The organism is Streptomyces sp. NPDC001292, from assembly GCF_042896465.1.
Classification (GTDB): Bacteria; Actinomycetota; Actinomycetes; order Streptomycetales; family Streptomycetaceae; genus Streptomyces.
The window spans coordinates 1-22,770 of record NZ_JBIAXG010000034.1; the positions used below are offsets into that span (position 1 = coordinate 1).

The following is a 22,770-nucleotide window of genomic DNA, read 5'->3' on the forward strand; positions in this document are numbered from 1 at the left end:
AACAACCCATCGCCACCACCCATACCAACATCATCCTGCATGAATGATCACGAACCGCAGGCGGGTTGCCGGTTACTGAGACACGCTCCTAGCGCGCGCAGCACCGCCTCGCGCTGCTCGGCGGCGTAACGCCGCCTGGCCTCAGGGCTATTTGGCTGCTGGAAGGACCATGCCTTGGCCCAGCCCCTCAGCAGGGCAGGGAAGCGGGCCAGCAGGCCCCGCTCACCCATGTTGCGCAGGATCCGCAAGACTTCCTCCCGTTCGGCATCTCCTCGGAGGTTTCCAGGATCAGCACGCCGCCCTGGTACGCGGTGAGGTCGCGTTCGATCTCGCGGTCGGCCATCAGCAGCCAGGAGAGGATCTCGAGGTTGCCGCCCAGGTTCGGCCCTCGACGATGGGCTCGGCTTGAAGCGAAGGCTGCGCTCAACGGGTGGCTGCGGCGCCCGGCCGCAGAAGCGGGGGCCGCCGGGGGCACGAAGCTCTACCACAAGACCAGAAAAAAATCCCGGGCTGGCTGGGGATTCTGTCCAAGTTGGCTGCGGCACCGTGTACGTCGTCCTCGAGCACCCGTCGTTCGGCGCCGCCCTCAACGTGCTTTCGGTAGTGATTGCTAGGAACTCTCCGTAGCCAATGCTGCACCAAAGGTGCGACTCCGTTCACGGATCGGTTCCTCGTGCATGCGGTGCGGGATAGATCGCTGGATGAGCCGTGCCGAGGCGGTGATTCTGCCGATCGTGGTAGTGAGCCTGGCCGCAGCCGTATGGGTACTGCGGATCTGACCAGCGTCCAGTCCGCCGAAGCGGCAAGCCGACTGATCCGCATCGAACCGCTCAACGTGTGATGCCGGGATCGGACATGGTCTCCGAGTCGGGTGCCTGGTCGCCTTCAATGGCGGGCCGAGCAGGTGGGCGGTCGGCTGCCTCGGTGGACACTGGCCGACGGCTGCGTTGGACGGCAACCATGGCCGCGTCGTCGGCCAGGTGTCCGCCGGCGTGGGCGAGCAAGTCGGTGCGCAGGTGATGGACCAGCGCGGAGGGGCTGTGGTGGCCCCAGGAGCCGGCGCGTTCGGCCAGTGGGTAGAAGGCGCCCCGGGCATCCCGTGCCTCGGTCACCCCGTCGGTGTGCAGCAGCAGCGTGTCTCCGGGTTCGAGCGCGAAGGTGTCGACGCGGTAGCGGTGGCCGGCCAGTGCGCCCAGTCCCAGCGGCGGCGCGGGGCAGGCGGCGTGCAGTGTGGAGACATTCCGGCCGTGCAGCAGCACGGGGGGCGGATGCCCGCAGGTGACCATGTTCACCTGCGGCAGCACGTCGGGGATGTCGAGGATGGCGGCGGTGATGAAAGACTCCCCGGCCGTCCCCGCCTCGGTGGAGTCGGTCACGTTCCAGTACACGCTGTGGTCCAGGTAGGACGCGAGGTCGGGCAGGGTGGCCTGGCGGTGCGCGCCTTCCCGGAAGGCTCCCAGCAGCAGGGCGGCGTCGCTGATAGCGGTCAGGCCCTTGCCCATCACATCGCCGATGATCAGTCGGGTACTCGTGGGAGTGCGGACGGCCGCGTACAAGTCGCCGCCGATCAAGGACTCCTCCTGCGCTGCCATATACACCGATCCCACCCGCAGCGGACCGATCCGCCGCGGCAGCGGCCGCAGCACCACCCGCTGCGTGGCCTCCGACACCATCCGCACCAACGCCAGCTCACGGGCGTGCCGCTCGCGCAGATATCGGAAGACGGTGACGATCACCGATACCACCAGCAGGGCGATGAACTGCGAGCCGAAAGACATCGTGCCGCCCAGCAGGTGGCCGCTTTGAAGACCGATGACGAGCATGCCCACCACAGTCAGGGCAGCAATCGCCCCGGTGACGAGGGTGGAGGCGAAGGACGCTGTGAGTGCGGGCGCCACGATCAGTAGCGATGGGCCCAGCGGCAAGCCATGTGGGGCCAGCACGTCGACCAGCACGATCGCCACGATCAGACCCAGCGGCAGCGCCAGCAGAGCGTCACCGGCCTGCCGTGAACGAGGGCGGTGTGAAAACCGCTGCCGCAGGCGCATATTTTCTCCTTACACCCTCCCGGGCACCACCGCAGGTGCAGGCACCACTCACGGCCCCGGGTGACCGTTCCCAGACGGCTGAGACTTCTGGCGCTCTCTCGCTCTTCAACCTCTGCGCTGGCCGCCCACGCGACCCTGCGGGGACAGACACAGGGTGTGGCCTCGGTTGCCGGCTGCTCGGTACGGTCGCGGCCATGGCGATCGTGCCCCGGGACGGATGGTTCGACGTGCGGGCACGGGCGACGTGGCTGGGCTCGCGCGGCTTGCGCGACGGACAGCGTCCGCTGCTCATGACCCGGAGGTGTCCAAGCGGCTCAACGAGTGAGGAGCGCATCCGTGTCCACCATCCCGCGGCCCGTAAGAGCGGACGAGGCCGGGCCCTGCTGCTGTGCGGCACGGTCTTCCTCGAGGGCAGCGACGTCGCCATGCTGGCCGTTGCCGTTCCCACCATGCGCGCGGACCTCGGCCTGACCACCGGCACCGCGGCGTCGGCGCTGAGCGGCTACGTGCTCGGCTACGCCGGTTTCACCCTGCTCGGCGGCCGCAGCGCCGGTCTGCTGGGCAGGCGGCGGATGCTCCTCACCTGGCTGGGCGTCTTCCTGGTCTTCTCGATGCTGGGCGGCTTCGCGATCGACGGCTGGATGCTGGTCGTGGCCCGGCTACGACCTGGTCGGCGCGGCCAGCGCCGCCGCCGCGATGCTGCTGTTCGCCTACGGCACCGTTCGGCTCGAGCAGCGCGGTGAAGGGCTGGGGCTGACCCTCGGCGCGCTCGCCGCCGGGCTGACGCTGGTGGCGTTCATGGTGATCGAACGGCGCCGAAGCGCCGCTCGTCCGGCTGGGAATCTTCCGCAAGGCCGCGATGGTGCGGGCCGACCTCGGCACGCTGCTCTTTCTGGGCGCGTTCTTCGGCTTCCAGTTCATCGTCACGCTCTACCTGCAGGAGCCGCGCGGCTGGTCCTCCCTGCAGGCCGCGATCGCACTGATCGTCATGGGCTGCGACGCCGTGCTGGCGCCCACCCCACCCCGCGCCTGGTGAACCGCTACGGCACCAGCCGGGTGATCTTCGACGGCTTCCTGCTGGCGATCGTGGCCTACGGGCTCTTCCTGCCCGTCGAGAGGGACTGGTCATACGCGGCGATGTTCCCGAGCCGTGATCATCACGGGCACCGCCTTCGCCCTCGCCTACGGTTCGCTCACCATCGCGGCGACCGACAGCGTGGCCAAGGAGGAGCAGGGCCTGGCCGCGGGCTCCTGTACACGTTCACCCAGTTCGGCTCGGCGGTCGGGATCTCTGCTGCGACCGCGGTGTACGGGATCGCCGCGGCCGACGCCAATGGCTCACCGGGCATGTGCTGGACGCCTACCGCACCGCGCTCATCGTCCCGGTGGCCATGGTGCTGGGGGCGACGGCCTCCGCCTTCGGCCTGCGCAGCGCCAGGCCCGCCGACGGCCGGCGGAAGGGCGCGGCGCCCGTGGCGGGCACAGTGGCCTCGCCTTCCGTCCCGAGGGGGAGGGCCACGGTCTGCTGGTCATCGGGCACGAGTCCGCCGACCCGGCACTGCTGCACACCGACGGGGGCGCCGCGGCGACTTCCGAGCAAGCGGCCAAGGCACTCGCCGCTCAGGGAGTCACGGTGGTGGGGGTCCGCCGGACGGCGGCTGGCGGATCGTTGACTCGGCGCGCAACTTCCGTGTCACCGGCGCCACTCCAGTGGCCTTCTCCGGGCCGGTGCCCGTGGATCACCCGCTGTTGCGCACCGGGGCCGCGCCACTTGGGACGCTGGGCAACAGCCATGGCGGCATGACCCCCTGGGGGACGTACCTGACCTGTGAGGAGAACGCCGACGCCGTCTTCGGCACCGAGGACCCGACGTGGGTGCCGTCCGAGGCACAACGCCGCCACGGCCTGAGCATGGCGGGGCATGTCAACAAGATGACCGGCGCCGGACTGACCGTGGACGGCGGCTTCGGTCCTGCCACCATCAAGGCACTGCAGATCGCCCTCAACCGGGCCCAGTAGGGTCCGGCTTCAAAGATCATCGAATGGTGGATCATGGTTGCTGTGACAGGCCGCCATGAACTCACCGACCGGGAGTGGGAGTTACTCGCTGCGCTGATACCGTGAGCTGCGACGGGCCGGCCGCGTGTGGTGGACCGGCAGGTCATCAACCGTGACGCCTGGTGGGACACCGCTCCCCCGTAGAGAGCCTGCCAGGCAGCGGAGCCCCCGGGTCACCGCCCTCCGAGGGGCGGTGACCCGGGGGCTCACCGCGGTGGTGCCGTCGTCAGCAGGTGCTGCACTGCTGGGGAAGAGTGTTCCAGAAGGAGGTGTCCGCCCGGTCGATCGAGCCGTCGGCGACCGCCTGGATAGTGGCCTCCATGGTGAGCACCGACTGCCTGATCAGGTAGCCGTTGGACTTCTGGCCGAGTACATACGGTGCGTACTCGTGGTCGCTCATCCCGCGCATCTCGAACAGCAGCGTGGCGATGCCGTACTCGGCCGCCATGCCGTTACGGCCGATGGTGTTGGCCGAGCCCCCGTCGTACCGGCCGATGTGGCCCCAGCCGGTTCGGTCGACGTTGTGGTACACCACGGAGCCGAGCCGCTTGGACTTCTCGACCAGTTCGGGCGAGACGTCCGGGGTCGTCGGGTACAGGATCGAACCGGACACCAGATCCCCGTTCACGCGGGACTGGGTGCCCTGGTGGTGCAGGTCGATCGCGTAGTCCACGTCGTAGGCGCGCAGCACGTTCTTGTGCAGGGCCTGCGTCTCGGGCTGCGCCTTGGCCACGTGGTCGCGGTTGAGGTCGACCTCGTTGGCGTTGTAGCGGGTCAGGTGGCGTTCGCCTTTGGCGAGGTAGCCGTCGAGGGGGAAGTTCACGTCGCCCATTGCGCCGTCGGCGTTGAACATCGGGATGAAGAGGATGTTCACGTTTTTGAGCAGCGAGGCCTTGGACGGCGAGCCGAGGGACTTGATGGTGTGCAGCATGGCCTCGGTGGTCAGCTGCTCGTTGCCGTGCTGCTGCGCCAGGTACAGGATCGTCGGGTTGTCCGGGTCGCTGACGTACTTGACCAGGTGGATGTCGCGGCCCTTGACGGTCTGCCCGATCACCTCGAGCTCCATGGCGTCCTGCTTGGCGTCCTGGTCCTTCAGGAAGCCGACCACGTCGTCGTAGGTGGACAGGATCGAGGTGTTGATCGTCTCGTTGCCCTGGTAGTTGGGGCCTTCCCCGACCGCAGCGGCGGTGCCGGTGAACAGGGCGCCGGTCAGCAGGAGTGCGCTGGTGAGGGCGGCGGTGGTAGTACGGGCGGATCTGGTGAAAGCACTGGACCTACGCATGTGTTTCTCCCTGGTGTCGCGAGCAGCGCCTGTCGGCGGGCGGGCCTATGAGCACCGTGAAAGGTCCACAAGCCTGTCCGATCCGCGGGCCAGCGTAAGGGGCCATGATCACTCGTGCCACCCGTCAATGCCCTTGCGTTCAATCGGCGTTACTGCAGATGAGAGCATTTGGCGAGAAAATATCGCGAAGTGTATGGCAGTTGCAGGCAGGACGGCCGCCCGCCGGGCCGGGCACGTATGCGACAGGAGTAAGGCCCCGTTCACAGATGTCTCTCGGCCGCCTAGAGTGGCGCACGCCCCCCCTCGGAAGTGCCTTACGACGCCTGAGGAGCAGTGAATGTCCGCTCGAAGTTGGGTCGCCACACTGGCGAGCACGGCCCTGATCGCCGGCCTCTCCACCGTCGCCGCCAACGCCGCCGACGGCGCGATCCCGCCGGTGTCCCACTGCGGCACCGAGGCCTCCGGATCCGGCAACGAAGGCTTCGTCGACTACGCGCAACTGACCACCGCTCTCCAGCAGCTGGAGACCAGCACCGGCGGCACCGTCGACGTGGAGGTGGCCGGGTACTCCAACCAGGGCCGCGCCATCCACACCGCGCGTGTCGGCGAGGGCGACAAGGTCGTGTACGTGCAGACGCAGATCCACGGCAATGAGATGCACGGCACCGAGGCGGCCCTGGAGCTGCTCAAGCAGTGGGGCTCCGACAGCCCGGCGGCCAAGAAGCTGCGGGAGAACGTCACCGTGGTGGTCATCCCCCGGCTGAACGTCGACGGAGGCGAGCTCGACCAGCGGCAGAACGACATGACCTGGGACGAGGTCGTCGCCGACTTCCCGCAGCTGGCGGGTGCGTCCCCGTCGTGGAACTACAACTCCCGGGTCGGCGGTTTCGACATCAACCGTGACTTCCACCCGAACCTGGACTACGTTCCCGCCGCCGAGGACTTCCCGGGCAACAGCGCCGACACCGGCTGGTACATCACCCCCGAGGCGCAGACCTCCCGCGATGTCTACCGTTCGCTGGAGCAGGAGTTCGGCACCGTCGACTACTTCGTCGACCTGCACAACCAGTGGTCCTGCTACGCCACCGCTGACATGGAGAGCATGTCGCCGCTGTCCATCTCGGCCAAGTTCATCGACGACCCGGCCGAGTTCGGCAACTGGCCCAAGTTCGACATGGACGCCTCCAAGCGGGCCAACGTCGCCGTCTACCAGGCGCTCCAGGAGCGGGGCAAGTCCTCCTACGGCGACCTGACCCTCTACCCCCAGTCCACCAACCTGCCGGGCACCGCGCTCGGTTCGTACCAGCTGCGCGGCTCTGCGGCGATTCTCTTCGAGACGTCCTCGCAGACCCAGTACGACGGCATGAAGCGCAACGGCATGCTGGCCAAGATGGTTGAGACCGGGCTCGGCGGCCTGGTCGACGCCGTCGCGGACGGCTCGGTGAACTCCCTCGACACGGGCGTCTACGACGCCATCCCGGAGCGCGTCACGCTGCCTTCCGACGGCCCCGGCGTCTGACGGAGCGGACGGCCCGCGGCACCTCCCGGCGGTCCGGCTCTCCCCTGGCTTCGCACCGACGCTTCGGTCCGGAGCCAGGGGGACCGCCGCCCTGCCGGGAGGTGCCGCTTCACGCCTGCCGGACCGCGGACCCGCCTGCGCCGCGGCGAGCGCCGCGTCGGTCGTTCACTGCTGTCCGGTCGACGGGTTAGGCACCCGGCTCTACCCCTGCGGTATCGCCACGTCTACTGTCGTAGGCAATTCGACGTGGCCTCCTGATTCAGACAGACGAGACCCAATCAGAAGTTCCCCACCCTCGGAAGAGAATGGGTGCGCACCGCGAACCGGCCCAAATCCACCGCGTTAGAGCTGGCGAGCTGTCAAGAGGTGTAAATACCTTCCCGTCTTGCTCACCGCGCCCTGCCCATCCGGTAGTTCTGGACCGTCGCAACTTTGTCGAGGTTGCTTCCGTCCTCCCCGGCGATCCCCGGGGCAGACTCCCTCCAGCTTCGTCCCGCCGCTACGACGGCGGAACGATGGGCGGTCTTTCACCCCCATCCGGAACATCAGCGCTTCGTGGCGCACCGTCTGTCAACTCGAACAACGCATCGGCACGGCGCGGCATCGCCGCCTACAACTCCATCCGAAAGGACGGCAGTTCGCAAAGCGCCTCCCGGCGAGCGGCTCCAGCGGCAATACTCGACACCGGCGACCTCCTGACCCGTTGTGCGACTAGACATCACACAGCGTGAAAGGGAGGTCGCCGTCGCAGGCCAGGCAGTGCATGCCACCGCGTTCGCGGAAGGCCTTGGACGAGGACGTGCGCCTGGACGGCGTGCTCCGCCCGCAGCCGGCCGACGAGGGATTCTGCATCGGCCCGCTCACCGTCGCTGCCGCACGCAGCGCGCATCTGCACTGCCCCGACGCTCTGCATCTCGCGAAAATGGGCGCCCCTTGTCCTCGGCCTGCGCGAGCGGACCGGCCCCAACTCTCCTGATACAGCAGGTTCCTTCACGCATGTTTGACATTGACTTGAACATGCCATGAATAGGACGGGCGCCGCATGAGTGCCCACGCGCACCGCACAACCCCGCAATTGCCCGCGATCCGGACAGTGAAAGGTCAGGTGCACCGCATATGCGCGCCACCCTCCGCCGTCTAGGCGCCCTCCTACCCGCCGCATTGCTCGTGGTCGGGTTCCAGCTGGGCGGCACCCCGGCCCACAGCTCCCCCCACGCCGATCTGCGACTCGCCCCGCAGTCCACTGCGATCTCCGACAGCTGGATCGTCGTCCTGAAGGAAGGCGCCACGAACCAGCCCGCCGACACGGCCCGTTCCCTCACACGGGACCACCACGGCACCCTCGGGCACGTCTACCGCAGCGCCCTGAAGGGCTTCTCGGCGAAGCTGTCGCGCTCCGAGGCCGCTTCGCTCGCCCGGGATCCGAAGGTCGCGTACGTCCAGCAGAACCAGACTCTCCGGATCACCGACACCCAGCAGAACGCGACCTGGGGTCTCGACCGGATCGACCAGCGCGACCTGCCGCTGAACACGACGTACACGTACAACACGACCGCGTCGAACGTCACCGCGTACATCATCGACACCGGAATCCGCACCTCGCACAGCGAGTTCGGCGGGCGCGCCAGTGTCGGGGCGGACACCGTCGGCGGCGGCCAGAACGGGCAGGACTGCAACGGCCACGGCACCCATGTCGCGGGCACGGTCGGCGGAAAGACCTACGGGGTCGCCAAGGGCATCTCACTGGTCGCCGTGCGGGTGCTCGACTGCAACGGCTCCGGCACGACCGCTGGTGTCGTAGCGGGCGTCGACTGGGTCACGGCGCACGCCGTGAAGCCCGCCGTGGCGAACATGAGCCTGGGCGGCGGCGCGGACACCACGCTCGACAACGCGGTGAAGAGGTCCATCGCCTCGGGCGTGACGTACTCGATCGCCGCGGGCAACGGCAACTTCCTCGGCATGCCGCAGGACGCCTGCACCACCTCGCCGGCCCGGGTCCCCGAGGCCATCACGGTCGGCGCGACCGACAGCACCGACACCCGGGCTTCCTGGTCCAACTACGGCACCTGCCTGGATCTCTTCGCCCCGGGCGTGAGCATCACCTCGTCGTGGAGCACGAGCGACACCGCGACCAACACCATCAGCGGTACGTCGATGGCGACTCCGCATACCGTGGGGGTCACGGCCCTGTATCTGGCGACCCACCCGACAGCGACACCGCAGCAGGTGCGGGACGCCCTGGTGAACGGGGCGACCAGCGGCAAGGTACAGAACCCCCGCACCGGATCGCCGAACAAACTGCTGTACTCGCTGCTCTGACGGTCCGCACGCCCTGTGCGCGCGGCCGGGACGCCGGGGTGCACACCGGCACCCCGGTCGCGCCAGGTGCCTCCTGTCGGCGCTGGGGGTGTCCTACGGAGCACGCCCTCGCGCCATCAGCCACCGCTGGTGGCCCCGGCCACGGTCGCTGTGATGACGACGATGAGGCTGGCCGTCGTGGCGATGGTGAGTGGTTTCACCATGCGGTGCATCGTCTCTTCCCTCCTTGCCCTCGTCCCAATGGGCCTGGCATCTCGCAGGAGGTCACGGCCAGTTGTACGTTCGCCCCGGTCGAACGCTGGGTGACGGCCCGGCCGCGACTGCCACGGCCTGATGGCTTCAAGAGCAGCAGCACCGGACCACCAGCCGTTGGGGAGTGACGGCGGCCCCGTGGCGGTCAATGGCGCCCCGCCCGTTCGGGACCGGTCCTCGGCAGTGCCGAGACACGCGTGGGTGGTCCGGCGGCTGCGCAGAGCCGGGGCGATCGTGCTGGGCAAGACGGTCACCACGGAGTTCGCGTACTTCTCCCCCGGGAAGACGGCGAACCCCCGCCGGCCCGAGCACACCCCGGGCGGCTCCTCCAGCGGATCGGCGGCGGCGGTCGCCGGTGCGATGGTCCCCGCGGCGCTCGGCACCCAGACGGCCGGCTCGTGATCCGTCCGGCCTCCTATTGCGGCGTCGCCGGGTACACCGCGACACCAGGCACCTTCCCGCTCACCGGCATCAAGGGGCTGAGCCACACCCTGGACACGCTGGGCCTGCTGGCCCGCGGCACCCGGGACATGGCGCTGCTGCGGGCAGCGCTCCTCGCACCGGCACGGCGCCCCGCCGCACCGGACGGTCCGCCCGCCCTGGTGGTCTGGCGGAACACCGGACTCGGCCCGACCGACCCTGCGATGGACCGGGCGCTCGACCAGGCGGCACGAACGGCGGCCGAGGCCGGCGCCCGGATCGTCGAGGCACCGTCCGGACTGCCGTCACTGCCGGACGTCGCGGAGGCGCACGCCACGGTGATGGCCTACGAGGCGGCGCGGTCGCTGTCCGCTGAGCGCACCCGGCCGAAGTTGCTGAGCCCGCAACTCCTGGAACTGCTCATCACCGGTGACCGGGTGGGCCGGGTCGACTACCTGGCCGCGTTGGACCGGGCGGCGGCTGCCCGGCGGGAGCTGTGGGAGTGCCTCGACGGCGTGGAGGCGATACTTGCCCCCGCCGCGCCGGGTCCGGCCCCGTACGGTCTGGCCTCCACCGGCTCACCGGTCTTCAGCCGGCCGTGGCAGGCGATGGGGTTGCCCGCGGTGACGGTGCCGGGTCTGGCCACGTCGGACGGGCTGCCGCTGGGCGTTCAACTGGTGGCACGTCCCGACGACGACGAGCGGCTGCTGACAGCGGGCGCCTGGCTGGAGCAAGCGCTCCGGAGCCGATCGGCCGTCTGAGCAGAGACACTCGATCGGCGTGTCGTTCGGCAGCCGCAGTCTGTAGGCGCCCCGTGCGGATGGTGGCCGCATGGGCCGCCTGCAGCCTGCCGCCGGATCCGCAGACGTCATACACGGGGCGAAGGGCCGTCCTTGCGGGTGCCGGGCGTCTCCCTGGATCGGCTGTGCAGGATCGGCAGGGCCGGACGTGGGCGTGACGGACTCCAACCGGGTCTTGATCGAGTGCGGTTGGGCGCCGGGCACCGCAGTGCCCGGCCGTCGTGCGCGTGAGGCCTGGCCGGGGGCGGCTCAGGCGCGGAGGCGCCATCGGCGTCCTCGCCCCGGTGCGTGGCGACGGCCTGCTCCTCGACCTCGGACAGCCGGTAGCTGCCCTTGTCGTCCCTTCCGACAGGGACAAAAACCGCGTCCATGCGTCCCGGCCGACCAGGTCGGCGTGGACGTACGCCTTGATCTGCCGCCTTTCGTGGTCTTCCGCCTCGGCGGTGGCATTGGCGATCTGCGCGATCTGGGTGCGCCGCCAGCCCTTGAACGAGCCGTACGTGCCGTCCGGGCGGAGGCGGACGATGATGGGGGGTCCTGGACGCCGACGGCCTTGACGGAGTTGATCAGGGCGTCGTCGGGCTCGGTGTCGTGCTCGCTGGCGTTGCACTCGTCGCGCAGGATCGGTTCCGGGTCGAGCCGGACGGCGGTCAGGGTCGCCTCGTCGGTGCCGGCGGGCTCCGGTCCGGCCGTCTGGCCGCGGTGGTGGACGTGGTGGCTGTGGCCATGTCCGGCCCTTATGCCGGTTGACGGACTTTCAGCGGCGCCGGGAGGGAGCAACCCTCTGGACACCCCTCCGAAACGGGGCGGCGTTGTGCCGGGACCGGTCGCGAATACTGGTCCGATGGCCCTCACACTCCGCACCACCCACACCGCCGATCTCACCCCCGCCGAACTCCGTTCCATACGCGGGCTGTTGGACGACGCCTTCGACGGCGACTTCAGTGATGACGACTGGGACCACACCCTGGGAGGCCTGCACGTGCTCGCGCACGACGAGCGCGGGCTCGCCGGGCACGGGGCCGTGGTGATGCGGCGGGTGCGGTATCGGGGGCGGTGGGTGCGGGTCGGGTATGTCGAGGGGGTGGCGGTCCGGCGGGATGTGCGGCGGGCCGGGATCGGCGGTCGGGTGATAGCCGTGCTGGAGAGGGTCATCGCGCGTGCGTACGCGTTCGGGGCGCTGTCCGCGACCGACGACGGAGCCCGGCTGTACGAGACCCGCGGCTGGCGGTTGTGGGGCGGGCGGATCTGCGCGCTCGGTCCCGAGGGGTTGGTGCGGCTGAGGGAGGAGGAGGGGGCCGTGTACGTGTGGTCCGCGGTCGAGGCGGATGGCGAGCTGGTCTTCGACTGGCGTGACGGGGATGTGCTGTGATCCGGCTGAGCGGAAGAAAGTGCAGGTCAGCGTCCCAGGGCGGCTCCGCTGCCCGCCGAGGGCACGGCCGCTTTCCCGTCACCGCACCCGTCGCCGTGCCGGCGTAGGAGTTTTTCTCGGGCCCTGGTCCGGTCGCGGATCTGGGCAACGTCGGCTCGGGCCGCGGACAGCGGCCGCTCGAACTCGCCGTCGGAGTAGCCCACCTGGCCAAAACTGCGGGATCTTGGCTGGCGCCGGAACAGAGAGTCCCGGGCCTCGGGCGGCAGGAGCGAGACGATCGCGTCCATGTCGAGCAGGAGCTTGATGTCCTGCACGTCCCTGAGAGCCGTTTCCTCGCCTGCTTGGGACGTGCGGAGCCGTAAAAACTCTTTTCCTCCGGATCCGACTGCTGCTGACGCTCCCGCCTGAGCCCGTATCGGTCGACGCCACAGTGTGATCGTGACGTCGACCGATGCTTGGGCCTCCGATCGATAGATGTGCGGCCGTCAACTCACCGGATGGAATCAGTGGGTCAGTGAGGCAGGGTGCCCGGGTCGGTCGCCCAGCCGGTGTCGGCGCGGTCGCTCAGCTCGAACGACAGGGAGCCGCCTCGGCGCACGAACGAGCCGTCCACCCAGGAGGACTCGTGCTTCCTGTCGTCGAGGCTCACCGAGTCCACGTACAGGTTGGTGTGGGATGTCCTGGGAGCGTCGATCGTGATCTCCTCCCGGTCGCCGGCGCCCGCGATGACGGCGTGCGGGAAGACCGGAGCGCCCAGCAGCAGGTCGGCCGAGCCCGGCGCCTTCGGGTAGATACCGAGCGCTGCGAAGACGTACCACGCCGACATGGTGCCGAGGTCGTCGTTGCCGGGGAGGCCGGCCGGGCCGGTCCCGTACACGGTGTCGATGATCTGGCGGACGGTCTCCTGGGTCTTCCACGGCTTGCCGAGCGCGTTGTACATCCACGGAGCGTGGATGCCCGGCTCGTTGGTGGGGTCGTAGCGCAGCGCGTCGCCGCCCCGCACGGACCAGGAGCCGTCGGGCTTGTGGAAGAAGTCGTCCAGGCGGGCCGCTGCCTTGTCGCGTCCGCCCATGGCGGTGGCGAGTCCCTGGATGTCCTGCGGCACCATCCACACATAGGTGGCGGCGCTGCCCTGGGCGAAGCCCAGACTGGAAGCGGGGTTGAACGGGGTCACCCAGGAACCGTCGGCGTTGCGGGCCTGGATGTAGCCGGCGGTCGGGGTGGCCGCGGGGTTGAACACGTTCCGCCAGTAACCGCCGCGTTCGCTCAGCGTCCGGTACTCCTCGTCACGGCCCAGCTGCTGGGCCCACTGTGCGAGAGCCGCGTCGGCGACGGAGTCCTCGAGCGTCTCGGCGGCGCCGCCCCAGCAGTGACACTGATCCTGGGCGGCGTATCCGGACTTCATGTACTGGGCGAGGTTGGGACGATTGCCCTCGCACTGGCCCGGGCAGCCGGCGTCAGACAGTCCGGACGGGTGCGGCACGGTGGCCTGGCGGTACAGGGAGTCGAAGGCGCCCCGGACGTCGAAGTTGCGCACGCCCATCGCGTAGAACGTCGCCAGGGTGGCCGCCGAGGGGTCGCCGGTCATCACGTGGGTGGCGCCGCTGATGTGCACCCAGCGGTCCCAGATCCCGTCGTTCTGCTGCGCGAAGTTGTACAGCGACTGGGCGAAGTCGCCCGCGACGCGCGGTTCGAGCAGGGCGAGGAGCTGCACCTGGGCCCGGTACTGGTCCCAGCCGGAGAAGTTGCTGTACTGCGCCTTCTGGCCGCGGGCGAGGGCTTGGACCTTGCGGTCCATGCCCACATAGGTGCCGTCGCGGTCGCTGATCAGGTTGGGCTGCTGCAGGGCGTGGTAAAGGGCGGTGTAGAAGGCGGTACGGCGATCCTCGTCGCCCCCGCTGATCTTCACGGACTTCAGTGCACGGTCCCAGGCACCCTTCCCGGCCTTCGCCACGTCCTCGACTCCCGCGGTCGGGGCGATCTCACCGCGCAGGTTCGCCTCCGCACCGGCCAGGGAGACGTACGAGATGCCGATACGCATGCGGACATCGTTGTCATTCGCCGTGTCGAAGGAGACGTAACCGCCGGAGCCCCGGCCTGCCCGGTCGGCGCCGGTCAGGTAGCCCTCGCCACCGTCGGCGCTGGTGGACCCGGGGGAGAGCTGGTCGTCGTGCCAGGTCCCCACGCCGGAGAAGCCGCGGTCGAAGGCGGCGGTGAAGTACAGGCGGTAGTAGCTCTTGCGATTGTTGTTGGGGGTGCCGCCGTTGGCGCGCCTGCCGCAGAAAGCGCCGGTCTCCACCCAGCCGGTGACCTTGTTGTTCGCGGTGTCGATGTCGACGTGGGCGTCCTCGCTGCCGTTCAGGGAGTTGGAGACCCGGAACAGCAGGCTGGCGGGCTTGTCCGCGGGAAAGGTGAAGTCGGCCACGCCGGCGCGCTCGCTGACCGCCAGGTCGGTGGTGACACCCGAGTCGAGGCCCACCCGGTAACGGCCCGGCTCGGCCGTCTCGTTGGCGTGCGAGAAGTTCGCCGCGTACTTCGCGTCCTTGGTGTCGGCTGTGGGTGAGGAGTCCACGCTGCCGGCGAACGGCATGATGGGCACGTCACCGGCTGCTCCGGGGTGACACCCCGCGCCGTTGACGTGAGTGAGGGAGAAGCCCCGCAGGCGGGTGGTGTTGTAGGAGTACCCGTTGGCGGCGGCGGTGTTGGTCTGGTCGCCCGCGGTGCTGGTGGGCGACCAGGCGATCATCCCGAACGGCACATTGGCGCCGGGGTAGGTGTTGCCGCCGTTGCTGGTGCCGATGAGCGGGTCCACGTACTGAACGGGGTGAGGAACCGGGGCCGCCGCGGTGGAGTCGGCGATTGCTGCGGGACTTCCCAGGAGCGGGAGGAGCAGCCCGGCCGAGATCACGGCGACGCCGACGGCGGTGGCCGGACGGTGGCCCCGTCGTCTCCGGAACTTCTTCATGATGAAGCACTTTCCTTTCGTGCGTACTTGGCCAATTCCGGGCGTCCCTTGTGGAGTACACGTTCCCGGAACGATCACGAAGATAGACAGGACGCGCAGGCACGACGAGGCCCTCGATGCTACGTCGGGTGAATTCGTCGTGAATCGCGGCATGTCGAGGTGTGACGACCCAGCGGGTGCGGGCCGGGTCCTCAAGGGGTTGCGTGTGCGAGTCCGGCCGTGGCGCGGAACACCATCCCCTCTCCGCTGAGCCGGAGCCCTTCGCCTGCGGGAGCGTACACAGCGCGGCCGGGACCGAGCCCCACCGAGCGCTTTTCCGAGGCGACGGTCGCGTCACCCCGGACACACAGCACGATCTGGGGCGCGTCGGCGGTGAGCGCGCGCGGCGCGTCCGTTCGTACGAGGTGGAACCGCGAGAGTCTGAAGTCGTCGACACGAGCCGGGTACAGGTGCTCCCCGGGCGCCGCGTCCCACCGCGCGGCGGGGGCTCGAACCGGGAGCGCGTTGAATTGGACGATCTCCAGCAGTTCGGCCGCATCCACGTGCTTCGGCGTCAGCCCGCAGCGCAGGACGTTGTCGGAACTCGCCATGACCTCCACGCCGAGCCCGGACAGATAGGCGTGCGCGATGCCCGCACCGAGGAACAGCGCCTGCCCGGGTTCCAGCTCCACATGATTCGGCATCAGGCAGGCAGCAGGCCGGGATCGTCCGGGTGGGCGTGAGTGATGGCCGCGTACGCGGCGAGGTCCGCCCCGTAAGGCCCACCGCCCGCGGACGCGCGCCGGACGGCCTCGGTGACGGCGGCGAGGAGACCGGTCGGCGGTGTCAGGAACGCGGTGAAGGCCTGTCGGAGGGCGGCTTCGCCAGGGCGGGCGTGAAGCACCGCGGCATATGGCCTCGGGTCGGGAACATCGAGGAGCTCCAGGAGGTCGGCGCACTGTTCCGGAGAGCGGAAGCCGCACAGCGCCCGGAACCGGGTCAGGGCGACGATCATCTCGGGCTTGTGCTGGTCGTCGCGGTACGTGCGATGCGGAGCGTCGAGCGGTATCCCCTGGGCGCCGGCCCGGGTGCCGACAAGGCAGTCCATCCGTACGACGCTTCCGGCAGGGGTGCTCGCGCTGGTCGTCTGGTTGATCTGCCGGTTGATCGTCTGCCGCGTCGCGTCAGCGGCTGAGTCGGGTTGTCCGGGTCGCCGTCCCGCCCGACGAACCCCAGGTCGGCCAGGGCGCCCAGGCCGGCTTCACGGAGCTGATGGGGTCTGTCCTCGCGTGATCGCTTCGCCGGTGGATTGACTCGGCGGCGTTGAGGCACTTCGCCAGCCACTGAGGATCGTGGCGATCGGAAGGGCAGCCGCCAGGCCGCTGAGCAGGACTGCGGCGAGTGCGCCCAGGACGGCGGGTTGGTCGGCGAAGGCGAGGCCGATCGCGGCGAGGGCGGGGCCGGCGTTGCGTACGGAGGCGACGCCGCCCATGGTGGTGCGCCGCGCTGTCGATCCGGTTGCCAGCAGCGTTCCGGTGGCGAAGGACAGGGCCGCCAGCAGGAATCCGGCGAGGAGGGCGAGGGAGCCGAAGAGCGCGACGACGTCGCGCCAGTTACCGAGCAGCATGCCCGCGAGAACGACCAGGAACGTGACGTTGGAAACGGCGGCCGCCTTGGGGAGCCACGACTGTGCGGTGGGCGTGGCGTAGCGGCGCATGAGCAGTCCGATGGCGAACGGAACGAGTTGTAGGAGGGCCACGGTCCGCACCAGTGCCCCGACGTCGAGCGAGACGTTGGCGCCCACGTGTGCGGCACCGAGGATCGCGTTGGCGGTGGGGGCGAAGGTCAGGCTGCCGATGGAGGCGAGCAGGACCTGCATGGCCGCGCCCGCGACGACGTTGCCCTTTTGCACCATGGCGAGTTTCGCCCCGAAGGGGCCGCCCGGGGACGATGCGACCAGGACGAGCGCGATGAACGCCGAGGAGGGCAGGCCGAACAGCGCCGCGATGCCCCAGCCGAGCAGCGGAACGACCGCCATGTTGGTGATCAGCGCCAGCAACAGCAGCGGGATGTCGCTGAAGACAGCCCGCAGTGCCGGAGTCGTGGCTCCCAGGCCGGCAGTGAACATCGTGGCCGCGATGAAGATGACGGTGACGGCGTTGAGCACGAGGTGCAGGGTGTCCATCGGGTTTTCCCTTGGGAAGGGTCCGTGTCCTCGGGACTTCGGCAGCGCGCGTCTCCCTGTCAGTCCTGAAGGTCGCCGAGCCAGCGCAAGGCGGTGAGGCTCGGCAGGAAGCAGTACTCGCCGCCGCGGGTGACGACGAACCGGGGCAGGGGGGCGAGGCGTCGCCGCAGTGGTCGGCGGGGGATGGTGTAGCCGGCTTCCTGCTCGGCGGAGCCGGCAACGGGATCCCTCGTGTTGCCGGCTCCGAAGAAGACGCCGTCGTTCATCCATTCCGACTGGACGAACTCGAACTGCCGCCCCAGGTGTGCGCCGATGAACGCGAACATCAGGCCACGGTCCACTCCGTCGTCCTCCAGGGCCCCTTCGGGCAGCGGCGGACCGTAGACCGCGCCGCGACGGATCATACGGTGAAGCCGTACTTCTCCGGCCACCGAGGCATCGCGCGGGTTGGCCCGGCGGATGTGGCAGCCACCTGGAGTGGTGAAGCCCGCTGGATCGTCCCGCTCGTACAGGAAGGTGTTGCGGCGATACGGATCCGCGCCGAGTTCGGGGTCGTCGCACTGCGGGGCAAGGGCCAGCGGGGCTCCACTGCGCCAGCGGCCCATGATCTTCGCCGCGATCAGCTCTTCGTCCTGAGGGCCGGTGGAGTTGTCCCGCAGGTAGCGTCTGAACTCGGCGACTTTCTGGTGGAGCTTGCGGAAGACCGCGTAACTGCCGTTGCGTCCCAGCACGGTCGGCTGCGGTGTCTGGACGCCGCCGATCTCGTCCGGGTAGCCGAGGACGAACTCGCCGGCCTTGAGGGGCACTTCCAGCCGGTTGGATCCCGGAATGCCACTGCCTTCGACGGCTGGGTGACTGACACCGTCGCGATAGCCGAAGTGCTCCGCCTCGGTGGGCAGGGCATAGCAGTCCTGCCGCCAGATGGCCGTGACACCGGACAGGCGTTCGTAGGCGGGCCGGGCACGGTCCACAGCCGCCTCCAGGAGCAGGGGGGCGGGCGCGACCGCCGTGATCACCACATGGACGTCGCGGGTGCCAAGCGGTGGTTCCCAGTTCCCTGGGCTGCTCTCCCCGACATCGCTCAGCGCCTTGGCGCGGTCGGCCATCCCCTGACGGAACTCCCACGCGAAGGTGTCCAGCGACGAACGTGGCACACCGAGCGCCTCCAGCCCGGCGCACGTGACGGCGACACTCACCCAGGTCTCCCCGAGCGAGTTGACCGGGTCGGCGACAGAGGTCACTGCCCCGCTCAGCCTTCGCATCAGCTCCCGCCCGCGCGCCCGGTCGTCGATCCGGAAGACCGTATACGTCGCCGCGTAGGGCGTCGGCCGGGGACTGAGGACCCCTCGCTGGATGTCGTCGAGCTCCAGTTCCACTTCGGTGGGCGCACTCACTGCCGGCCTCCTCGGGCATGGTCAGGACACGAGGTTCCGCCAGAAATTCCGCAGGCTCTCGTCGGCGCCGAAGAGCGTGCTGAAGATCGTCGAGTCGGCGAGGAGGATGTCGCCTGCCCGATCACCGCCCGGAGGCATCCACAGGAACATGTTGAACTCGGTGTTGCCTTCCTCGGTGAACGGGTGCGGCCGGGACATGTCGATCGGCTGCCGCGCCAGAACGTGGATGGCCTTCGGCTCATCCGTCGTCACGGCGTAGTGCGGCAGATGCATGTGGAAGTTGAAGTTCGTCACCCCTTGCAGCCAGCCCTTCTCGTCCAGGTCCCTGACGGTGGACAGGGGGGCGATCCGGTTGTCCTCCCCGGTGGCAGGGCGCAGCCCGTACCGGTTCATCACCGGCACGCCCAGCCCCTTCATCAGGTCCCTGACGTACGTGGCGAACCGCTGCTGGCGAGGTACGAGGGGATCGCCGTGGTGCCGGTACTCCATGTCACGCACCGATAGATCGTCCGACGCACCGACGTCATGGTGGGGCCCCAGAACCAGGCAGGCGTCCTCCCGGGTCAGGAAGGCCCGCAGCGCCTCGATCTCCCCCGACTGGGCCTCCTGCCCCGTGACCATGTGGTCCAGTCCGAACACGAACAGAATGTCGGTGTCGCCGAGTACCCGCTCATCCAGCGGGGTGTGGAAACCGGCCTGGTCGATGCGCTGATACACGGGGACGGGATGCCCGGTGACCTCCTCGACGAAGTCCTGGAACGGCACCCATGCCCAGAAGAACAACTCCAGCGACCCTGCGATGCCCTGCTGGAACCGGTACGGGTCGGACCACTTCGGGTCCTCGTAGGCCGGCCACGCCACCCGCCGCACCTCGGTCATGGTGGAGAAGCGGTTGTCCAGCTCGGCCGCGTTCCGGCCGGCCTCGGCCGGATAGCTCCACGAGACGTAGACACTCACGCGCCGCCCGCCCGGGGTGTACGGCCGTGGAATGTGCCTCTGGTTGTACGTCCGCGCGGTCTTTGCCTCGCTCATCTCGGTCGCCTCACTGCATCTGGTCGAGCATCTCCGACAGCGCGCTCTTGACACGCAGAGCCTTTTTGATCTCGTCCGCCGTCACATACGGATACTCTCCGTACTCGATGAAGCTCGGACAGTGGTGTTCGCGCACAAACCTGACGAACGCTTCCGGGTTGGTCCGCCAGTCCTCGGGAAATCCTTCGAGGTGCTCGAACGCCGTGCTCACCCCGGCCTTCGAGAACAGAGCGATCGCGTCCTCGGTGTACTTGTCGAAGTCGGTGTCGAAGATCCCCTGGTACATGAAACGCGTGTCGTCGTCGAACAGCACCCACCGCAGGTAGTGCAGCTTGAGCGGCGCCAGCAGACAGGGATCCTGCTCCAGTGCCTTCGCCAGCGCGTAGCCGTACTCCCGCATGGCATCGGCATGGCCCGGCTTGACCCGCGCGACGATGGTGAACCCGTAACACGCAGGAGTCCTCGGGAAAATCGGGCCGTATTTCCCCTGCTCCAGATGATCGGTTTCTTTGGGGATGACAACGGCCTGAGGCTTGATCTCCATGTCCGGTCCTCCCTCTGCCTGGAGTCTTCGGACCGTCCCTCATGTGCCTGTTCATCGTCTCACCTGACCGGCTGCTTCGCCCAGCGACTGACCGCATGAGCACGCACCTCCGGCGCGGGGGAGCGTCTAATCAACGGCGGATCTGCTGATCAAGGAGAGACGCCAGATGAGTGAGTCCGTTGTCGAGACGAGTCCTGCAGGAGCCGGCCGCGGGGGCGGTGTCGGACGAGCAGTTGATCGCGATGCTCGTGGACCGGGCCCGGTCGGAGGGGGCTGCAGCTGACCGGTGAGGGAGGGCTGCCGCAGCAGCTACCGGTTGCCCATCTCGGCCGACGGCCTCACCCTGCACGAGACCGCCGACGAACGGCTGCGCTGGAGCGACAGCGGCGGCCGTACCGTGGCCACCGCGCCGCTTCCGGTGATGTGGGGCTCGGGCGAGGAGCGCGCATCAGGTGAGCCCGAGGACCTCACGGCCATCGACGTCACGATCGAGCGGGACGCGGACACCGGCGACCAGGTCCTGGTCCTGGAGCCCGACGAGGAGTTCCTCGCCGACCGAGCTGGAGTACCCGGTCACCATCGACCCGACCGACTCCCTGCTCGGCCCGGTGACCGACACCTGGATCCAGTACGACGACTACCTCACCTCGCAGCGCGGCTCGACCGAGCTGAAGTCCGGTACCTACAACGGCACCCAGAAGGCCCGCTCCTACCTGAAGTTCGACGTGGCGAAGTACGCAGGCAAGCACGTCCTCGACACCGACCTGCGCCTGTACTCGTACTGCTCGTCCACGTGCAGCACCGCCAACTCCGGCAACCAGGTACGCCGTATCACCCCGGCCTGGGACCCGTCGGCCATCTCCTGGGCCGAGCAGCCGACGACCACCTCGACCGGCGCCGTGACGTCCACCGCGGCCAAGGGCTACAACTCCAACTGCCTGGCCGGGCACGTCTCCTGGGACATCGACGGAATCGTCCAGGCGTGGGCCGACGGCCAGCCGAACCACGGTGTGCGGATCGCGGCCGTCGACGAGACGGACCCGCTGACCTGGCGCCGCTACTACTCGGCGAACCAGACGGACGGCTCGCACAACGCCACCTACGAGCCCTCCCTGACGGTCACCTACAACTCCAAGCCCGATACCGCGACGGCCGTCTCCCCGCTGTCCGGCACCTACACCTCGCACACCACGCCCACCATGTCCGCCAAGGCCACCGACGCCGACGCCCAGCAGCTCACGTTGGCCTTCGAGGTCTGGGCGGCGAACGGCACCGCGGCCCTGCAGTCCGGCACGTCCGCCTCCGTGGCCTCCGGGGCGGTGGCGACCCACACGGCCGCTGCCCTGGCGCCGGGCGACTACAAGTGGCGGGCCAGGGCGTCCGACGGCATCGACACCGGGGCCTGGTCGGCGTGGCAGACGTTCATCGTCGACACCGCCGCCCCGTCGGCCCCGGCCATCACCTCCACCAGCCATCCCTCCGCGTCGGCCTGGTACAACGCCACCACCTTCACGGGCACGCTCGCCGCGACGGACGCCTCCGGCGTGACCGGATACGCCGTCAAGCTCGACCAGAGCCCGACGACCGCTGCCGGAACCACCGTCACGCAGACGACGACCGACGTGAACTGGTCCGGGCGCACCGACGGCACTTGGTGGGTGCACGCGGCCGCCAAGGACAAGGCGGGGCTGTGGTCCCCGGCCCACACCGCGGCTTCAACGTCGACACGACCGCCCCGGGCGCGCCCGGCGGCCTGGTCTCCTCCACGCACCCCGTGACCACCAGCGCGTACGCCAACCGCACCGCGTCCTTCAGCTGGTCGGCGCCCGCCGACCTGTCCGGCGTCGCGGGTTACGTGGTCACCGTGGACCGCGTCGCGGACACCCTGCCGGCCACCACCGGCACTGTGCAGACGTCGACGAAGTTCACCACCACCGTTGACGCGGACGGCACCTGGTACCTGCACGTGCGGGCCAAGGACCAGGCGGGCAACTGGTCGTCCACCGCCGCGCATCTGCCGTTCCGGGTCGACATGACGCTGCCGGCGAGCCCGGTGATCAGCTCGTCCACGCACCCGGACCAAACGGACGCGTACAAGAGCGGCTCCTTCAGCGCGACCTGGACCGCGCCCTCCGGCGCCTCCGCCGGGTACAGCATCGTCGTCGACAACAGCTCCGACACCGTGCCCGACAGCATGGCCGAGACGACCGGCACCTCATACACGACGACCCGCACCGAGGGCACCTGGTACCTGCACGTGCGCGGCATCGACAGCAACGGAACGGGCGGGGCGACCTCGCATTACCGCTTCACCGTCGGCACCACTGCGCCCGGCGCCCCGGCCGTCACCTCCGCGGCCTACCCGGTGGACGCGTGGGCCGGCGGCGCACAGGTGACCGGGACGTTCACGCTGACGCCCGACGGCTCCGACACCCGGAGCCTTACGTACCGGATCGATGAGTCCGGGCTCTGGCTCCACGTATGTCCAGAAATCACTCTACTCAACAGGCTTTACGCTCTCTTAACTGTTGTGGACACGTCACCCGGACCCGACCGACCCGGACGACGACTACGAACCCTGTAGCCCAAACCCCCCACGTG

At 69.1% G+C, this 22,770-nt stretch carries 22 protein-coding genes and 1 pseudogene; 10 read left to right on the forward strand and 13 right to left on the reverse strand.

Annotation, left to right across the window (positions count from 1 at the left end; all coding sequences use genetic code 11):
- Positions 1 to 89: 89 nt before the first annotated feature.
- Positions 90 to 399: pseudogene (locus tag ACFY4A_RS29575) on the reverse strand (LD-carboxypeptidase); the annotation flags it as partial.
- Between the two features lie 431 nt (positions 400 to 830).
- Positions 831 to 2,048: a PP2C family protein-serine/threonine phosphatase gene (locus tag ACFY4A_RS29580; RefSeq protein WP_390832400.1), complete on the reverse strand. Its 1,218-nt coding sequence runs from the start codon at positions 2,046 to 2,048 to the stop codon at positions 831 to 833.
- Between the two features lie 194 nt (positions 2,049 to 2,242).
- Between ACFY4A_RS29580 and ACFY4A_RS29585 the strand changes: the two genes are divergently transcribed.
- Positions 2,243 to 2,791, forward strand: coding sequence for an MFS transporter (locus tag ACFY4A_RS29585; protein ID WP_390832401.1), 549 nt, complete (start codon positions 2,243 to 2,245; stop codon positions 2,789 to 2,791).
- 116 nt (positions 2,792 to 2,907) lie between these two features.
- Positions 2,908 to 3,084, forward strand: coding sequence for a hypothetical protein (locus ACFY4A_RS29590; protein ID WP_390832402.1), 177 nt, complete (start codon positions 2,908 to 2,910; stop codon positions 3,082 to 3,084).
- Positions 3,085 to 3,408: 324 nt separating this feature from the next.
- Here ACFY4A_RS29590 and ACFY4A_RS29595 read toward each other — a convergent pair whose 3' ends face one another.
- Positions 3,409 to 3,648: a hypothetical protein gene (locus tag ACFY4A_RS29595; protein ID WP_390832482.1), complete on the reverse strand. Its 240-nt coding sequence runs from the start codon at positions 3,646 to 3,648 to the stop codon at positions 3,409 to 3,411.
- 65 nt (positions 3,649 to 3,713) lie between these two features.
- Here ACFY4A_RS29595 and ACFY4A_RS29600 point away from each other — a divergent pair, with 65 nt between their 5' ends.
- Complete coding sequence (locus ACFY4A_RS29600) at positions 3,714 to 4,067, forward strand: alkaline phosphatase PhoX (protein ID WP_390832479.1); 354 nt, start codon at positions 3,714 to 3,716, stop codon at positions 4,065 to 4,067.
- A gap of 265 nt (positions 4,068 to 4,332) precedes the next feature.
- Here the strand turns inward: ACFY4A_RS29600 and ACFY4A_RS29605 are convergent, their stop codons facing one another.
- A complete protein-coding gene (locus tag ACFY4A_RS29605; protein ID WP_390832403.1) occupies positions 4,333 to 5,388 on the reverse strand; it encodes a M14 family zinc carboxypeptidase in 1,056 nt (351 codons plus the stop codon).
- A gap of 337 nt (positions 5,389 to 5,725) precedes the next feature.
- Here ACFY4A_RS29605 and ACFY4A_RS29610 point away from each other — a divergent pair, with 337 nt between their 5' ends.
- The 5 genes from ACFY4A_RS29610 (at position 5,726) to ACFY4A_RS29630 (ending at position 12,070) form a co-directional block, all read left to right on the forward strand.
- Positions 5,726 to 6,907, forward strand: a complete 1,182-nt coding sequence (locus tag ACFY4A_RS29610; RefSeq protein ID WP_390832404.1) for a M14 family zinc carboxypeptidase — start codon at positions 5,726 to 5,728, stop codon at positions 6,905 to 6,907.
- Positions 6,908 to 8,023: 1,116 nt separating this feature from the next.
- Positions 8,024 to 9,226 (forward strand): S8 family peptidase, encoded by a 1,203-nt coding sequence (locus ACFY4A_RS29615; RefSeq protein ID WP_390832405.1) that lies wholly within the window; start codon positions 8,024 to 8,026, stop codon positions 9,224 to 9,226.
- A gap of 435 nt (positions 9,227 to 9,661) precedes the next feature.
- A complete protein-coding gene (locus tag ACFY4A_RS29620; protein ID WP_390832406.1) occupies positions 9,662 to 9,880 on the forward strand; it encodes an amidase family protein in 219 nt (72 codons plus the stop codon).
- Positions 9,877 to 10,659: an amidase family protein gene (locus tag ACFY4A_RS29625; RefSeq protein WP_390832407.1), complete on the forward strand. Its 783-nt coding sequence runs from the start codon at positions 9,877 to 9,879 to the stop codon at positions 10,657 to 10,659. The genes ACFY4A_RS29620 and ACFY4A_RS29625 overlap by 4 nt, the downstream gene beginning before the upstream one ends.
- 883 nt (positions 10,660 to 11,542) lie before the next feature.
- On the forward strand, positions 11,543 to 12,070 hold the full coding sequence (locus ACFY4A_RS29630; RefSeq protein ID WP_390832408.1) for a GNAT family N-acetyltransferase: 528 nt from the start codon (positions 11,543 to 11,545) through the stop codon (positions 12,068 to 12,070).
- 26 nt (positions 12,071 to 12,096) lie between these two features.
- On the opposite strand, the gene ACFY4A_RS29635 is transcribed toward ACFY4A_RS29630, so the two are convergent.
- The 9 genes from ACFY4A_RS29635 to ACFY4A_RS29675 form a co-directional block, all read right to left on the reverse strand.
- Positions 12,097 to 12,384, reverse strand: a complete 288-nt coding sequence (locus ACFY4A_RS29635) for a hypothetical protein (protein ID WP_390832409.1) — start codon at positions 12,382 to 12,384, stop codon at positions 12,097 to 12,099.
- Positions 12,385 to 12,581: 197 nt separating this feature from the next.
- Complete coding sequence (locus ACFY4A_RS29640; RefSeq protein WP_390832410.1) at positions 12,582 to 15,035, reverse strand: GH92 family glycosyl hydrolase; 2,454 nt, start codon at positions 15,033 to 15,035, stop codon at positions 12,582 to 12,584.
- Between the two features lie 191 nt (positions 15,036 to 15,226).
- Complete coding sequence (locus ACFY4A_RS29645; RefSeq protein ID WP_390832411.1) at positions 15,227 to 15,718, reverse strand: hypothetical protein; 492 nt, start codon at positions 15,716 to 15,718, stop codon at positions 15,227 to 15,229.
- Positions 15,718 to 16,122 carry a type I phosphomannose isomerase catalytic subunit gene (locus ACFY4A_RS29650; protein ID WP_390832412.1) on the reverse strand — a complete coding sequence of 135 codons (405 nt, stop codon included), beginning with the start codon at positions 16,120 to 16,122 and terminating at the stop codon, positions 15,718 to 15,720. Before ACFY4A_RS29650 ends, ACFY4A_RS29645 begins: the two co-directional genes overlap by 1 nt.
- Positions 16,123 to 16,275: 153 nt before the next feature.
- Entirely contained in the window at positions 16,276 to 17,199 is a 924-nt protein-coding gene (locus ACFY4A_RS29655) for a bile acid:sodium symporter family protein (protein ID WP_390832413.1), read from the reverse strand.
- A gap of 59 nt (positions 17,200 to 17,258) precedes the next feature.
- Positions 17,259 to 18,593: a Dyp-type peroxidase gene (locus ACFY4A_RS29660; RefSeq protein WP_390832414.1), complete on the reverse strand. Its 1,335-nt coding sequence runs from the start codon at positions 18,591 to 18,593 to the stop codon at positions 17,259 to 17,261.
- Positions 18,594 to 18,614: 21 nt separating this feature from the next.
- Complete coding sequence (locus tag ACFY4A_RS29665; protein ID WP_390832415.1) at positions 18,615 to 19,625, reverse strand: hypothetical protein; 1,011 nt, start codon at positions 19,623 to 19,625, stop codon at positions 18,615 to 18,617.
- Positions 19,626 to 19,635: 10 nt separating this feature from the next.
- Positions 19,636 to 20,169 carry a hypothetical protein gene (locus ACFY4A_RS29670; RefSeq protein WP_390832416.1) on the reverse strand — a complete coding sequence of 178 codons (534 nt, stop codon included), beginning with the start codon at positions 20,167 to 20,169 and terminating at the stop codon, positions 19,636 to 19,638.
- Positions 20,170 to 20,617: 448 nt separating this feature from the next.
- Positions 20,618 to 20,749 carry a hypothetical protein gene (locus tag ACFY4A_RS29675; RefSeq protein ID WP_390832417.1) on the reverse strand — a complete coding sequence of 44 codons (132 nt, stop codon included), beginning with the start codon at positions 20,747 to 20,749 and terminating at the stop codon, positions 20,618 to 20,620.
- 28 nt (positions 20,750 to 20,777) lie between these two features.
- On the opposite strand from ACFY4A_RS29675, the gene ACFY4A_RS29680 reads away from it, so the two are divergent.
- Positions 20,778 to 21,947 carry a DNRLRE domain-containing protein gene (locus ACFY4A_RS29680; RefSeq protein ID WP_390832418.1) on the forward strand — a complete coding sequence of 390 codons (1,170 nt, stop codon included), beginning with the start codon at positions 20,778 to 20,780 and terminating at the stop codon, positions 21,945 to 21,947.
- The gene (locus tag ACFY4A_RS29685) at positions 21,944 to 22,753 is read left to right on the forward strand and encodes a hypothetical protein (RefSeq protein ID WP_390832419.1); all 810 of its coding nucleotides are present in this window, start codon (positions 21,944 to 21,946) and stop codon (positions 22,751 to 22,753) included. Before ACFY4A_RS29680 ends, ACFY4A_RS29685 begins: the two co-directional genes overlap by 4 nt.
- Positions 22,754 to 22,770 lie beyond the last annotated feature (17 nt).

Coding starts and splice junctions, on each gene's coding strand:
- ACFY4A_RS29580 (WP_390832400.1), bottom strand. CDS start 2,048: ATGCGCCTGCGGCAGCGGTTTTCACACCGCCCTCGTTCACGGCAGGCC.
- ACFY4A_RS29585 (WP_390832401.1), top strand. CDS start 2,243: ATGGCGATCGTGCCCCGGGACGGATGGTTCGACGTGCGGGCACGGGCG.
- ACFY4A_RS29590 (WP_390832402.1), top strand. CDS start 2,908: ATGGTGCGGGCCGACCTCGGCACGCTGCTCTTTCTGGGCGCGTTCTTC.
- ACFY4A_RS29605 (WP_390832403.1), bottom strand. CDS start 5,388: ATGCGTAGGTCCAGTGCTTTCACCAGATCCGCCCGTACTACCACCGCC.
- ACFY4A_RS29610 (WP_390832404.1), top strand. CDS start 5,726: ATGTCCGCTCGAAGTTGGGTCGCCACACTGGCGAGCACGGCCCTGATC.
- ACFY4A_RS29615 (WP_390832405.1), top strand. CDS start 8,024: ATGCGCGCCACCCTCCGCCGTCTAGGCGCCCTCCTACCCGCCGCATTG.
- ACFY4A_RS29630 (WP_390832408.1), top strand. CDS start 11,543: ATGGCCCTCACACTCCGCACCACCCACACCGCCGATCTCACCCCCGCC.
- ACFY4A_RS29640 (WP_390832410.1), bottom strand. CDS start 15,035: ATGAAGAAGTTCCGGAGACGACGGGGCCACCGTCCGGCCACCGCCGTC.
- ACFY4A_RS29645 (WP_390832411.1), bottom strand. CDS start 15,718: ATGCCGAATCATGTGGAGCTGGAACCCGGGCAGGCGCTGTTCCTCGGT.
- ACFY4A_RS29650 (WP_390832412.1), bottom strand. CDS start 16,122: ATGGACTGCCTTGTCGGCACCCGGGCCGGCGCCCAGGGGATACCGCTC.
- ACFY4A_RS29655 (WP_390832413.1), bottom strand. CDS start 17,199: ATGGACACCCTGCACCTCGTGCTCAACGCCGTCACCGTCATCTTCATC.
- ACFY4A_RS29665 (WP_390832415.1), bottom strand. CDS start 19,625: ATGAGCGAGGCAAAGACCGCGCGGACGTACAACCAGAGGCACATTCCA.
- ACFY4A_RS29670 (WP_390832416.1), bottom strand. CDS start 20,169: ATGGAGATCAAGCCTCAGGCCGTTGTCATCCCCAAAGAAACCGATCAT.
- ACFY4A_RS29675 (WP_390832417.1), bottom strand. CDS start 20,749: ATGGTGACCGGGTACTCCAGCTCGGTCGGCGAGGAACTCCTCGTCGGG.